This is a genomic window from Pseudomonas sp. DSP3-2-3 (assembly GCF_049898225.1).
In the GTDB taxonomy this organism is placed as follows: domain Bacteria; phylum Pseudomonadota; class Gammaproteobacteria; order Pseudomonadales; family Pseudomonadaceae; genus Aquipseudomonas.
In genome coordinates this window covers 121960-134757 of the sequence record NZ_JAFCXH010000003.1, presented here as the reverse complement: position 1 = coordinate 134757, position 12798 = coordinate 121960, and the positions used below count along the sequence as shown (strand labels likewise).

17 protein-coding genes are annotated in these 12798 nt (G+C 55.8%); 5 read left to right on the top strand and 12 right to left on the bottom strand.

All coding sequences use genetic code 11. The features are described 5' to 3' along the window. The first annotated feature begins 11 nt into the window (after positions 1-11). The 3 genes from ACP7E4_RS05205 (at position 12) to ACP7E4_RS05195 (ending at position 2823) form a co-directional block, all read left to right on the top strand. Entirely contained in the window at positions 12-878 is an 867-nt protein-coding gene (locus ACP7E4_RS05205; RefSeq protein ID WP_426112287.1) for a glycosyltransferase family 2 protein, read from the top strand. 44 nt (positions 879-922) lie between these two features. Next, on the top strand, positions 923-1546 hold the full coding sequence (locus ACP7E4_RS05200; protein ID WP_426112285.1) for a CatB-related O-acetyltransferase: 624 nt from the start codon (positions 923-925) through the stop codon (positions 1544-1546). 257 nt (positions 1547-1803) lie between these two features. Next, on the top strand, positions 1804-2823 hold the full coding sequence (locus ACP7E4_RS05195; protein WP_426112283.1) for a branched-chain amino acid aminotransferase: 1020 nt from the start codon (positions 1804-1806) through the stop codon (positions 2821-2823). Between the two features lie 273 nt (positions 2824-3096). Here ACP7E4_RS05195 and ACP7E4_RS05190 read toward each other — a convergent pair whose 3' ends face one another. Next, positions 3097-3888 (bottom strand): transporter substrate-binding domain-containing protein, encoded by a 792-nt coding sequence (locus tag ACP7E4_RS05190; protein WP_426112281.1) that lies wholly within the window; start codon positions 3886-3888, stop codon positions 3097-3099. A 60-nt stretch (positions 3889-3948) separates the two neighbouring features. Further along, on the bottom strand, positions 3949-4293 hold the full coding sequence (locus ACP7E4_RS05185; protein WP_426112279.1) for a YceK/YidQ family lipoprotein: 345 nt from the start codon (positions 4291-4293) through the stop codon (positions 3949-3951). A 133-nt stretch (positions 4294-4426) separates the two neighbouring features. Between ACP7E4_RS05185 and ACP7E4_RS05180 the strand changes: the two genes are divergently transcribed. Together ACP7E4_RS05180 and ACP7E4_RS05175 are read left to right on the top strand one after the other, a co-directional pair. After that, entirely contained in the window at positions 4427-4723 is a 297-nt protein-coding gene (locus ACP7E4_RS05180; protein ID WP_331150130.1) for a helix-turn-helix transcriptional regulator, read from the top strand. Positions 4724-4907: 184 nt separating this feature from the next. Continuing rightward, positions 4908-5918, top strand: a complete 1011-nt coding sequence (locus tag ACP7E4_RS05175; RefSeq protein ID WP_426112277.1) for a zinc-dependent alcohol dehydrogenase family protein — start codon at positions 4908-4910, stop codon at positions 5916-5918. 74 nt (positions 5919-5992) lie between these two features. Here the strand turns inward: ACP7E4_RS05175 and ACP7E4_RS05170 are convergent, their stop codons facing one another. From ACP7E4_RS05170 to ACP7E4_RS05125, 10 genes are all read right to left on the bottom strand, one after another. Then, positions 5993-6238: a hypothetical protein gene (locus tag ACP7E4_RS05170; protein ID WP_426224879.1), complete on the bottom strand. Its 246-nt coding sequence runs from the start codon at positions 6236-6238 to the stop codon at positions 5993-5995. A 52-nt stretch (positions 6239-6290) separates the two neighbouring features. Next, positions 6291-7175: a manganese catalase family protein gene (locus ACP7E4_RS05165; protein WP_426112273.1), complete on the bottom strand. Its 885-nt coding sequence runs from the start codon at positions 7173-7175 to the stop codon at positions 6291-6293. 286 nt (positions 7176-7461) lie between these two features. After that, on the bottom strand, positions 7462-8451 hold the full coding sequence (locus ACP7E4_RS05160; protein ID WP_426112271.1) for a class I SAM-dependent methyltransferase: 990 nt from the start codon (positions 8449-8451) through the stop codon (positions 7462-7464). Between the two features lie 63 nt (positions 8452-8514). Beyond that, positions 8515-9021: a DUF6644 family protein gene (locus tag ACP7E4_RS05155; protein ID WP_426112269.1), complete on the bottom strand. Its 507-nt coding sequence runs from the start codon at positions 9019-9021 to the stop codon at positions 8515-8517. Continuing rightward, the gene (locus tag ACP7E4_RS05150) at positions 9021-9371 is read right to left on the bottom strand and encodes a DUF6152 family protein (protein ID WP_426112267.1); all 351 of its coding nucleotides are present in this window, start codon (positions 9369-9371) and stop codon (positions 9021-9023) included. The genes ACP7E4_RS05155 and ACP7E4_RS05150 overlap by 1 nt, the downstream gene beginning before the upstream one ends. Positions 9372-9531: 160 nt before the next feature. After that, positions 9532-9771 carry a hypothetical protein gene (locus ACP7E4_RS05145; RefSeq protein ID WP_426112265.1) on the bottom strand — a complete coding sequence of 80 codons (240 nt, stop codon included), beginning with the start codon at positions 9769-9771 and terminating at the stop codon, positions 9532-9534. Positions 9772-9958: 187 nt separating this feature from the next. Beyond that, a complete protein-coding gene (locus ACP7E4_RS05140; protein ID WP_426112263.1) occupies positions 9959-10216 on the bottom strand; it encodes a PLD nuclease N-terminal domain-containing protein in 258 nt (85 codons plus the stop codon). Positions 10217-10487: 271 nt separating this feature from the next. Further along, entirely contained in the window at positions 10488-10787 is a 300-nt protein-coding gene (locus tag ACP7E4_RS05135) for a ribbon-helix-helix domain-containing protein (protein ID WP_341522864.1), read from the bottom strand. A 68-nt stretch (positions 10788-10855) separates the two neighbouring features. After that, positions 10856-11083, bottom strand: a complete 228-nt coding sequence (locus tag ACP7E4_RS05130; protein WP_426112551.1) for a c-type cytochrome — start codon at positions 11081-11083, stop codon at positions 10856-10858. A 135-nt stretch (positions 11084-11218) separates the two neighbouring features. Next, on the bottom strand, positions 11219-12787 hold the full coding sequence (locus ACP7E4_RS05125; protein ID WP_426112261.1) for a GMC family oxidoreductase: 1569 nt from the start codon (positions 12785-12787) through the stop codon (positions 11219-11221). Positions 12788-12798 lie beyond the last annotated feature (11 nt).

Sequence of the window (12798 nt, the reverse complement as noted above, 5' to 3'; positions counted from 1 at the left end):
CACATCAGGCAATGGATACGCCGCCGCTCGTATCAATCGTTGCCCCTTGCTACAACGCCGAAAAGTTTCTGGAAGAGGCGATTGCCAGCATCTTCGCGCAGGATTACGCGAACTTCGAAGTCATCATCGTCGACGACGGTTCGACCGATAACAGCTACGCGATGCTTGAAGCACTCCAGTCGCGGTATCCGTTCCAGCTCTATCAGCAGGTGAACCAGGGCGTCAGCGCCACGCTCAATCACGGGCTGCAATACGCCCAAGGCGTCTACGTTTCCACGCCAGACCTGGACGACATCATGTTGCCCGGCTCAGTGCGCATTCGTGCCGAGTATCTGGACAAACACCCCCATGTTGGTTGTGTCGGTGCGCTGATCATTTACATGGACAGCGAAGGCAACAACACCAAGTTCCAGAAGTTGAACGAAGTTAAACACCTCAACTTTGATGAAATACTCAGTGATGCCATCGTAGTTGGCGCGCCGGTTTCGTTGTATCGGATGGACGCCCTCAAAGCTGCGGGATTCTACAATCCGGACATCAAGGTCCAGGATTTCCAGATGACCCTGAAAATCGCGCATCAGGGTTACGGCATCGATGTCCTGCCGGTGAGCGTGACCCGTTATCGGCGCCATCCCAACAACCTGTCGCGCAAGTACAAAGTGCTGCTGGATGCCGATCTGCAGACGATTGCGCCTTACACCGCGCACCCCGCGTACCAGAGCGGTCGCACCGCGATCCTCAACAAGGCGCTCAAGTACGCCGTGGTCACCGATAAAAAACACGCCTGGAGCCTGTTGCGCTCGATCCCTTTTCGGCATCTGAACATGACGACCTTCCGCCGCTTCAAGCGCCTGCTGTTGCATCGCCATAGCGGTTAAGCGGTACTTGCCAGACACCTCGTCATTCTTGTTTGCGGATTGCCATGAATCTCCTCGACCTGTTGAAAAAGCGCACTACCCGAAAACGCCTGCGCCGCATGGACAAACTGGAGCGCGCGCCGGAAAAGATCAGGCTCGAATATCCGCGCTACACCGTCGGGGTCGGCACTTACGGCATTCCTGAAGTCATCGAGTTTGGCGATGACACCATCCTGCGCGTGGGTTCCTACACGTCCATTGCCGGAGGCGTGCGGATTCTGCTGGGCGGCGAGCATCGCACCGACTGGCTCACCACCTATCCATTCCCGGCGATGATGAGTGGCCTGGAAGACATCAAGGACTATGCGCCGAGCAAGGGCGATGTGGTGATTGGCAGCGATTGCTGGATCTGCGCCGATGCGATGATCCTGTCGGGCGTCACCATTGGCCACGGCTCTATCGTAGCTGCCGGTGCCATCGTGACCCGCGATGTCGCGCCGTTCTCGGTCGTGGGTGGCAACCCGTGCAAGTTCATCCGCTGGCGCTTCGAAGAAGACGTGCGCGATTTGCTGTTGCAGACGGCGTGGTGGGACTGGCCGATGGAAGAGGTCAAGTCCGTGGCGCGGATGCTGAGCAGTTCGGACATGGATGCGTTTTTGGCTTATATCCGCAGCCGAGCAACCCCGTAGCGGCGAAGCTCGGCAGCCTGACCTTCCATCGCGAAGTGGTATTGCTGATGCGGCGCAGCCAGCGCGATCTGCCCCTGCATCGGCTATTCGCCCGCTGCCTGTCGAAAGCCGAGCCGGCCGATGAAATCTCCCCCTTGCTTCACACTTGAACGCCATGTGGAGGTTTATGTGGATTTGAAGCCTCAGGGTGCGGATGATCTGGCAGAATACGGGCTTGGCCTGATTCGTCCAGGCAGCTGCTAATGACAGAGGGCGTTATGAGTCACGAAAGTATCAACTGGGACAAACTGGGTTTCGACTACATCAAAACTGATATGCGCTACCTCTCTCACTGGCGCGATGGTGCCTGGGACGAGGGTTCACTGACCGAAGACAACGTCTTGCACATCAGTGAAGGCTCTACGGCGCTGCATTACGGTCAGCAATGCTTTGAAGGCCTCAAGGCCTATCGTTGCAAGGATGGCTCGATCAACCTGTTCCGTCCTGACCAGAACGCCCAGCGCATGCAGCGCAGCTGTTCGCGTCTGCTGATGCCTCATGTGCCGACCGATGTGTTTATCGAAGCCTGCAAGCAAGTGGTCAAGGCCAACGAACGCTTCATCCCGCCGTACGGCTCAGGCGGCGCGCTGTATCTGCGTCCTTTCGTGATCGGCGTGGGTGACAACATCGGCGTGCGTACCGCGCCCGAATTCATCTTCTCGATCTTCTGCATTCCGGTCGGCGCCTATTTCAAGGGCGGCCTGAAGCCGAACAACTTCGTGATCTCCGGTTACGACCGCGCGGCACCGAACGGCACTGGCGCAGCGAAAGTCGGCGGGAACTACGCCGCCAGCCTGATGCCGGGTTCCGAAGCCAAGAAGAACCATTTCGCCGACTGCATCTACCTGGACCCGCAAACCCATTCGAAGATCGAAGAGGTTGGTTCGGCCAACTTCTTCGCCATCACCCACGATGACGTATTCGTCACGCCCAAATCGCCGTCAGTGCTGCCGGGTATTACCCGCCTGTCGCTGATCGAACTGGCGCAAAGCCGCCTGGGCCTGAAAGTGGTTGAAGGTGACGTGTTCATCGACCAGATCGCCGACTTCAAGGAAGCCGGCGCGTGCGGTACCGCTGCGGTCATCACGCCAATCGGCGGGATTTCCTACAAGGACAAGCTGCATGTGTTTTACAGCGAAACCGACGTCGGTCCGGTGACCCGCAAGCTGTACGCGGAACTGACCGGCGTACAGTCCGGTGACGTTGAAGCGCCACAGGGCTGGATCGTCAAGGTTTGATCGGCCCAAGCGTGTAGGAGCGAACTTGTGTAGGAGATCCCCCGTCGTCCAGACGCCGCGCTGTCGCGCAGCAAACAGTCCAGTGGGACCGGATTCATCCGGGAAGAGGTCGGTACATCCACTGCATTTTCCTCGTCAGGAATGCCGCTTTCCCGGATAAATCCGGTCCCACGGATCCTCGTCAGGCCAGATGGATATGTGTTGTTTGATGAGAGCGAGCTTGCTCGCGAAGCTTCTGAAACGAGGCTTCGCCAACAAGTTGGCTCCTACAACTTACTGTCCCGGCACCGCCAACCAATGTCCGACCACGGTCTGATACGCGCCGGTGGCCTTGCTCAAATGCAGCCATTGATCAACAAAGCCCTTCCAGGTCACGTCATCGCGCGGCAATAGATACGCCTTCTCGCCATATTGCATGTACTGCGCAGGATTGATCGCGCACAGCCCAGGCATGCGTTTTTGCTGGTACAGCGCTTCCGAGGCATCGGTAATCATCACGTCAGCCTTCTTGTCCAGCAACTGCTGAAAGATGGTCTTGTTGTCGTGAAACGCCAACTGCGCCTTGGGCAGGTAAGCGTGAACAAACGCTTCGTTGGTGCCTCCGGCAGGCTCGATCAAGCGCACCGACGGCTGGTTGATTTGCTCGATGGTCTGATACAGCGCGTGGTCTTCACAGCGGGTCAGGGGGATCTTGCCGTCGATGTCCAGCATGTTGCTGAAGAAGGCTTTCTTCTGGCGCTCAAGCGTGACCGAAACCCCGCCCATGGCGATGTCGCACTTGCCGGCGATCATGTCCGGCATCAGGGTTTTCCAGGTGGTCGGCACCCACTGGATCTTCACCCCCAGGCTTTTCGCCAGCGAGCGCGCCATTTCAATATCGATGCCTTCGTACTCGCCGTCCTCGCGCAGGAACGTGTACGGTTTGTAGTCGCCGGTGGTGCATACCGCCAGTTGCCCGCCTTGCAGGACCTTGTCCAGATGAGACGCGGCCGGCTCTTCGGCGAAAGCCATGTTGGAAAATCCACACAGCAAGGTAGCGATGGCGCTGTACTTGAGGCTCTTCATGCAGTGATGCTCACTTCTAGTGATTGTTCTAGTGAGGGGTGTTCGCTTGGTGTCAGCTTCTCAACTTTCCCGTTTCCAGGTCCTGGGGCTGATGTCGATGCTGCCGTCCTGGCTTTGCCGATAAACTGTGTAGGGCAGGGCGACGGTGTCCAGCACCACGCAGGCAGCGGCGTCGATCAACAATCCCGGCATGTTGTACCCGCTGCGACTGGCATTTTCAGGCGCTGGTGCGTTGAGCAGACAGAAATCGTAGTACACGCCGCTGTAGACCCGGGGAACGGTGGCGCAGTAGGACTTCTGGTCGATCAGCTCGCGGCTGGTGACTTCATCGCCGCGCAACACCGTATTGATGCTTCCGCATCCGCTCAATACCAAGCCGAGGGCCAACAAGGCAATTATTTTCATGGCAGGCATCCTTGCTTAAAAGGCCTGAGGATAGCGGCGCCAACGCGTTTTTGGTGATTTTTTTCCAGCTTTCGAACCTGAGAGCGGAGATTTTACTCTTGAACATTTCGTTAAAAGGCGTAATGTTCGCCTCATGATTCTCGAACAGCTCAAAGCGGTCGGCAATGACACTCGCATGACTATCATGGAGTGGCTCAAAGATCCGCAAACTCACTTTCCTCCCCAGGACCATGGCGATCCGGCGATTGGCGTGTGCATGTCGCACATTCAGCGCAAGGCCAGCCTGTCACCGTCCTCGGCGTCGGCGCACCTGGCGATTTTGCAGCGTGCAGGGCTGCTGCAGGCAACGAGAATCGGCAAATGGACTTACTTTCGACGCGACGAGCAGGCCATCGATCAGTTCGCCGCCCGACTGAAAAACGAACTCTGATTTTTGATCACACGTTTCGTCATTATGCGTAATGATGAATTATTCCGTATTGAAATATTGATTTGTTGGAGCGAGGCTTATCCGCGAAGGCCATGTTTGACGTTCAGAAGATGGGCGAATGTATCGGCCTCTTCGCGGGCAAGCCTCGCTCCTACGACTACATCAAGCCAAGAGGAACTCACCCATGAGCAACAAAACCATTTACGTCCAGGCGGGCGGCGGTTACGACAACGTGACCATCGGCGATAGCGAAGTCCGTGCGCCACAAGCCGGCGAGATCAGCGTGCGGTTACGCGCCAATTCCCTGAACTACCACGACTTCGCGGTCGTCAGCGGCATGTGGGGGCCGAGCGAGGCGCGCATTCCCATGGCCGATGGCGCGGGCGAAGTCATTGCAGTGGGCGAGGGCGTCAGCGAGTTCAAGGTCGGCGACTCGGTTGTCAGCACCTTCTTTCCGGACTGGATCGATGGCACGCCCCTGGTCGAAGGTTTCGTCAGCGTACCCGGCGATGGCATCGACGGTTACGCCCGTGAGCAAGTAACGGCGCGCGCGACCTCATTCACTCTGGCACCAACCGGTTACAGCCACGCCGAAGCAGCCACGCTGACTACCGCCGGTTTAACCGCCTGGCGTGCGCTGATGGCCGACGATTCCCTCAAGCCTGGTGATACCGTTTTGATCCAAGGTACAGGCGGCGTATCCATCTTCGCCTTGCAGTTCGCGAAAATGGCCGGCGCGACTGTGATTGCGACATCCTCCAGCGACGAAAAGCTCAGCCGTCTGAAAGCCATGGGCGCCGATCACCTGATCAACTACCGCAAGGACACCCATTGGGGTGAGACTGCGCGCGCCTTGACGGGCGGCCGGGGCGTGGATCACGTGATAGAAGTAGGCGGGCCATCGACACTGGAGCAATCGATGATTGCTGCGCGGGTCGGTGGGCATATCTCGGTGATTGGTATTCTGACGGGCGTTGCCGGGCAACTGTCATTTGTACCGGCGCTGGTCAAGCAGTTGCGTCTGCAAGGTGTACTGGTAGGCAGCCGCACACAGCAGCAGGATATGATTCGCGCAATCAATGCCAGTGGCATGCGTCCGATCATTGATAGGCACTTCCCGTTGAGCGAAATAGTTGAAGCATTCCGCTATCAGGAAACCAATCAACACTTCGGCAAGATCTGCCTGGATATCTAACTTCAGGCACAGCGAGCAAGCCTGCGCGCAGGCTTGCTCTATCGTTTGCTATGCACATTTTATTGTCACGGTTGTTACGACTTGCCCGACTTGTTAGTCACCGAAGCGGACTTGCGGTTCGAATCCGGCAAACCCGAATGATCGGAACTGCCCGAAACCCTCAATGAGTTGATGGTCTGGTTTACCTGAAAACCACGTTTGATGTTCCGCGCCAGAACTTCAAAGCTTTTAACGGTTGATTCAAACGATGCAGGGCCAGCCAGCAACACATTAACTTCCTGGTCATTTACAAGGCGAGCGTCATCCTCAGACAAATGCATTCTCCACCTCCTCTTTTAAGTGTTGGTCAGTCAGCGACACATGTTGTTGAACTTACAGGTCTTTACCCTGCACATAACCTGAACCCAAATCCGCACCGGTAATCGGGTTGGCATCAGGATCGGACATGGTGCGTTCCTTCATCGTCAACAACACGGCTTCGTCATCGGTGGACAGATCGACCGATGCGGTACCGTCCCCGCCATCCACGGCAGGTTGTGGTGATTCCACGTATTCCCACTCGTCGCCTTCATTCCACGGACCGCGCAGGTTTGGCTCGCCGGCAGACATGTTGAAGTACACGTTGGCGAACTCAGGCATGCCAGGCAGTTTGCCTTGCGGGAAGTTCGGCTGGATCGAATGCAGCGCTTTTTCGAACGACTTCTGGTGCGCGATTTCCCGGGTCATCAGAAAGCCCAGCGCTTCCTTGATGCCTGGATCATCCGTCACGTTCATCAAGCGCTCATAAACGATCTTCGCCCGCGCTTCTGCCGCAATGTTGGAACGGAAGTCCGCAGTCGGTTCGCCGATGGTATCGACGTACGCAGCTGTCCATGGCACACCGGCCGAGTTGGTCAGTGGCGCACCGCCGCCGTAGAGCAAAGAGGTGATATGCGAGTCATTGCCCGCGCCGTTAATTGCACGATACAACTCACCTTCCTGCTGTACGCCTTCGGCCAGCTGACCTTTGCCGCCACGGTTCAGCATGCAAATAATCGAACCGATGATTTCCAGGTGGCTAAGTTCTTCGGTGGCGATATCCATCAGCAAGTCTTTACGACCTGCATCTTCTTCTGCCAACGCTTGAGTGAAGTAGCGCGCCGCTGCTGCCAGTTCACCTTGAGCACCACCGAACTGCTCCAGAAGAAGATTGGCCAGACCTGGATCAGGTCGAGCGACACGGACGGTGTACTGCAAACGCTTGTTATGAATGAACATGATTCAGTTCCTCATCTTATTGAGCCAAGACGGCTGTCGGTGGACATATGATTGGCCACAGTAAAGGGAGCGCCGAGCCTCGAAAGCTGTTCAGCGAAGTTGACGAATGGTCGTGAAAAAATGGAATTGTGTAATGCGCAAATCCATATGAGTGTTAGGAAGATAGATAATTTATCGTTTTGAGTGATGGTCGTCGCGCAAAATGAGGAGCGACGTGGAGGTGAGTCTTGAGTGCGCTTCGAGGTGCCATCTTCGCGCTGCTCACTTTGCACCGCATCCCTGATAACTAAAGTGTCGTAGTGGCCGAAGGATAGGATGTGTCGGATATTTCTTTGAGCTCAACAGGCCAGTCCAGGCTCGTTTCGCTGATTTTACGAAATATGACCGAAGAGGAGAGAAAGCCGTCCGGTTCCTCGGCAAATGCTGTTACAGGATGGCAGCGCGCGGCGACGGTATAAGCAGGCTCATCCAGTCGCGTCTCGACAATTTCGAAACCCAGAGGCTTATTAATCAGCGCCTTCCACGACTCATCGGAGAAACGCCAGAAATCCCAGGGTTGATCGTGCATTGGCCAAGTCTGATGGGTGGTAAACAGTCCAATGCCACCTGGTTTCATGATTCGATTGATTTCAATCATGACTTTCCAGGGCATCATTAAATGTTCAAAAACAGAAAATGCCGTGACACCATCAAAATGATTGGCAGGGTAAGACTGACTTAACTGATGGGCGTCACCCACGACATTAACATTTGGCCCGGCAAGCACATCGAAGCCACTGTATTCCCAGTCGGCGGGTGCAAAACCCCTTCTTACCACGCCGGAACGGGCCCGCGATCCAATCTCCAGCATGCGTCGCGGATGCTCCTGCAGTGTTGCAGGTAGGCTGTTCATCATCTGGACAAACACCGTTGTGAGACCGTGTCGCGGGTTGCCCAGTCTGTGAATCAAGGCGGATGTTCCATCGACGAACTGCACAACCAATCGGCAATCGATGATGGCTGCACGGTCCTCTGAAAATCTGATAAGTTCGTCAAAACGCGATTGGGACGCCTGTTGGCCGAAATGGGGAATCAGATCAGGACTGACTTTACCGAAACTCAGCGGATACAAACCTCCCCCAGGTACTTGCAGCGCTATCTGGTGGATTGTTTTATCGGGACTATGTAGCCAGCCGCTCACTCTTAGAACACCCTGGAAAACTGTAAAGCGGTCAATACAGTATGGGCCGGGAAACTCACTCGCGTCAGTATTCGGGCTAAAAGAGTTAGCTTGCATGGACTTATTCTCGGGCGTGAGCGGCGTTGTTTGAGCGTAGTTGAAGTCTGGCTAGTCGCCCGTTCAGGTATAAGCCAAAAGCCGACCGCACAGCACCACGCACAGCCACAAGCCGATTGATAACACTGCCTGGATCTTTGCGATTGCGGGTGCTGCGACGCCGGTGTTCCAGCGACTGACCGAGCGGTATACGCCGACGTGGAAGAGTGCGGCATTGATGCCCGCAATGGCGATCAGGCTAAGTTTCAAGAGGAAAACGTTGTTGCCAGCGAAGTCATGGGGATGTGCCGAAAACATCATCAAGCCAGCCGGAACGATCAGCAGCAGGGCGGCGAGGGCAAATCGCAACAAGTGCCGGGCCAACGCCGTGACCGCAATTTCCCGGGATAGCCCGAGCACCCGCAGGTCGAACATGACCACGGAGCCGACCAGCACGGCAAAGCCGATGATGTGCACCACTTCGACCAGCGGATAAAGCCACAGGTCGCCGCGCATGGCCGAACCGACGGGTGATGCATCAAGCCAGTCCAGCCAGACGTTTACGCCTGAGCCTGACGGGGCGACATTCATCAGCGCAACTCGGCGGTCTTGTCGCCAATGGTGATGCGTTCGGCGCGTAACTCTTCGGGTTTGGTCCGATTCTGATAGCCGACCACGCTGGCTTGATTACCAACCTTGAGCATGTCCTGGGTCAGGCCCCGGTTTTCCATGCGAGATGGCGGCGCCAGTACCACATTCCAGGTTTTATCAGCGGTTTTGAGGCGCACGAAGCCGTGAGGATGGGAATAGCCTGACTCTTCAATCGTGCCTTGCAGCTGCAATGCCTTGCTGGAGTCGTACTCGCTCCAGCCGTGATGGGCGAATGCTGCAGTAGTAATCAGTACTGACGACAATCCAATGCACTTGAGCATGCCTTTCATGACGCGGTCCTCTTGTTGTCTTTTCTTCTGTGCAGGGCAGAAGCGTAGACGGGACTGGCGTCGTGTTAAGTACAGGTCAGCGAAAGCGTGCCTGGATAGCCTTGCGGTGCCGTGCCTGAGGCCAGCAAGGACAAGGCTTGAGCGCGGTGAATGCCGCTTGTCAGGCAGCGCTGGTTTTGCTGATCAGGCCATCCCGAACTTCGGAGGCGTAGCTCAACAGGCTGGATTCGGATTCCTGATAATTGGCCGACAGCTCAATCAGCGCCTGGGCTTCAGCATGCTTGCCACTATCAGCGAGACTGTTGGCTTCCTTGAGCAGGTTGGCCAAAGACCATCTCAGCAGGTGAGCCGCCGAGACCAGAGCGTTCTGTAGTTGTTGGTTTTCTTTGGTGAGACCCATGTTGATTCCCTTCCAGGTCAGTGCTGCGCCAAACGATGTGGCGATTTGATGTCGGAGAAATATAGCAAACCCAAGCTGCTGATTTATGGATATTTAGCTGGATCGTTCTATAGAACGAAATGCCAGGCACAAAAAAACCGGCACAGTGGCCGGTTTGTGAAGCACACACTTATGGTCGCATAGGTCGTCAGTTTCGTTGCTGAAGCGGATCGGAACCTGCTGTTTTGGCTTTCGGGCCTGCAACCGCCCAGGCCAGCAACCCGAGAACCGGAACAAACACCAGCACGATGATCCACAGCGCTTTGCTTTCACGTTGGCCATCGCTCTTCATGACGCGGGTCACCGCCCACAGCACGGCAACGATCAGCAGCGTCACAATGGATATCCAGGCCAGCGGAGCATCCATGATGTTCGCCAGCACGTCCCAGATTTGTTTGAGTTCCATACCTCACCCCCTTGGTTGTAACTGTTTAGGCAGGGTGGTGCGCAAAGGGTTCAGTGGTTGTGCGCCGGCACAAAATCCTCTCGTCCCGATCCGCTATCAAGGAAGATTGGCATGACTCCTAGTCAGGAGTTAACCCTCATTGTCGAAATGGCGCCCAAGAGATGCGCCTGCACCGTCGACCGGCCGGCTCGATGAGGCAGTACGGCGAAAGGCTCAGTGCAGAGGCGTAATACCAGCGCCGAATTTCGCAGCGTTTTCGTCGATTGCTTAATCAGGCAGTTCGGTTAACCAGCTTAAGAGGCGCAGCACCGCGCTGTTGAGCCAGGTATCGAGTGCAACAAACGCGTAGGAACGAGGAAAAGTTCACCACTTCATCGCGAGCTTTGGTGATCTCTTCATAGAGATTGGTGATCAACTGGTTGGTGGTGAGACCCTCTCCAGCAGCCATCTCAGTGAGGATGTCCCAAAACTGGTTTTCCAGCCGCAACGTCGTGATCACGCCATGTATGCGCAACGAGCGTGATCGGGACTCATACAGAATTGGATCGGCTTTAATATACAGTTCGCACATTTCAAGATCCTACCCAGAAAAAGCAGAATTATTCTCCTCTTTATACAAGAGGAGGTAATAGTCAGATACTACACCTGCGTACTCCTGCCGAGGTTGCAGTCCATGCACAACCCACGAGGTGGCATAACATTCAGACCTTCGGTGACGTTCTTGAGCAGCGCGTCCGGGCCTTTTTCAACACGGGGTTTCCAGGCAGCGTGATCACCCTTTTGCGGAGCCATAGGCAACTGACCGTTATGGCACATGGCACACGACCGACTGAACACAGCCTCCGGCTCTTGCGCTCGTGTAACCAGTCAATGACAGGTTGCGCATCCCCTGGATCAAAGACTGCACAGCGTTTCTCCTCCAGGTAGAGCAGCAGCCAGATGTAATTGTCGGTGAAAGCCTTTCAACTCTCGGACCTCCAGGCCCGCCTGGATTTTGCGCTGTCATGCGGCCTTGGCCTTGAGCGATTCGGCAATGTAGTCGGCCTGTCGGATGGCCAGGCTGACGATTGTCAGTGTCGGATTCTCCGCGCCACTAGTGGTGAACTGACTCCCGTCCGAGATGAACAGGTTAGGCACCTCATGGCACTGTCCATATTTATTGCAGACTCCATCCGCCTCTTTGAGACTCATGCGACACGTGCCCAGGTTATGGGTGGAAGGATAGGGCGGAACCCGGTGGGTCTTAAGCGCGCCAACCGCTTCGTATACCGCGCTGCCTTGTTTGAAGGCATGTTCACGCATGGCAATATCGTTTGGATGATCGTCGTAGTGAACGTTGGCCACGGGTATCCCGAAACGATCCTTAGTGTCATTACTCAATGTGATGCGATTGCTCTCGCGAGGCATGTCTTCGCCCACCAGCCACATGCCGGCCAGGTGCGTGTAATTGTCCATGACCCGGGTAAAATCCTTGCCCCACGCACCAGGATTGAAAAATGCCGCCATGAACGATGGCCCAAGAGAGACAGTTTCCATTTCGTAGCCGCCCACAAATCCCCGATCAGGATTGAAATGCACCTCGTCACTGATCAGTCCCGCCATGATCGTGCCTCGGTAGAAGTGCACGGGATCGCTGAATTCCGCGAAAACGGAGCCGGTGGTGTGGCGCATGTAGTGTTTGCCGACCATGCCTGATCCGTTGGCCAGGCCGTGTGGAAATAATGTGCTGGAGGAGCTCAAGAGTAGTCTGGGTGTTTCGATTGCATTACCGGCTATCGCGATGATGCGGCCTTTCTGCCGGTGCAATTGACCCTTTGCGTCAGCGTAGACAACGGCGCTGGCATGACCTTTGGCATCATGTTCAATGCGAACCGCATGGGCTTGTGTTCGCAACTCAAGCTTGCCAGTCGCTTCGGCGGCTGGAATTTCAGTGTAGAGCGTTGACCACTTAGCCCCCATTTTGCAGCCTTGAAAGCAGAAACCAAGCTGCATGCATTGCGAGCGTCCTGCACGGGCGCGGCTGTTGATGGCCATGCGTCCAGTCGAGCAATGTTTATAGCCAAGCTTCATCGCACCGTTGTACATCACCTGGAAATTGTTGTTGCCGGGCAGGCCGGGAATGTCATTGGTGCGAGTGACCCCCATCTTGTCCTCGGCACGGGTGTAATAGGGTTCCAGTTCCGCCAACGTCAATGGCCAGTCCAGCAGGTTCGCTCCTTTTACGTCGCCGTAAGTCTGACGTGCGCGAAACTCGTGTTCTTGTAAGCGGATGCTTGCTCCGGCCCAATGAGTGGTGGTGCCACCCACTGTTTTGCAGATCCAGGCGGGTAGATTGGGAAAGTCCCTGGCAATCTGCCAAGTGCCCGACGTCGTGCGTGTATCACCCCAGGAAAGCTGTTGAAACGAAGGCCATTCATCATTGATGAAGGTTGCTGAGGATTGACGCTCACCTGCTTCGAGAAGAACGACCGGTATGCCCTTTTGGCACAACTCGTTGGCGAGTGTCCCGCCACCCGCACCGGAACCTATGATTACTACTACGGAATCATCGTCATAACTGTAGGTTGTCATGCTCGTTACTC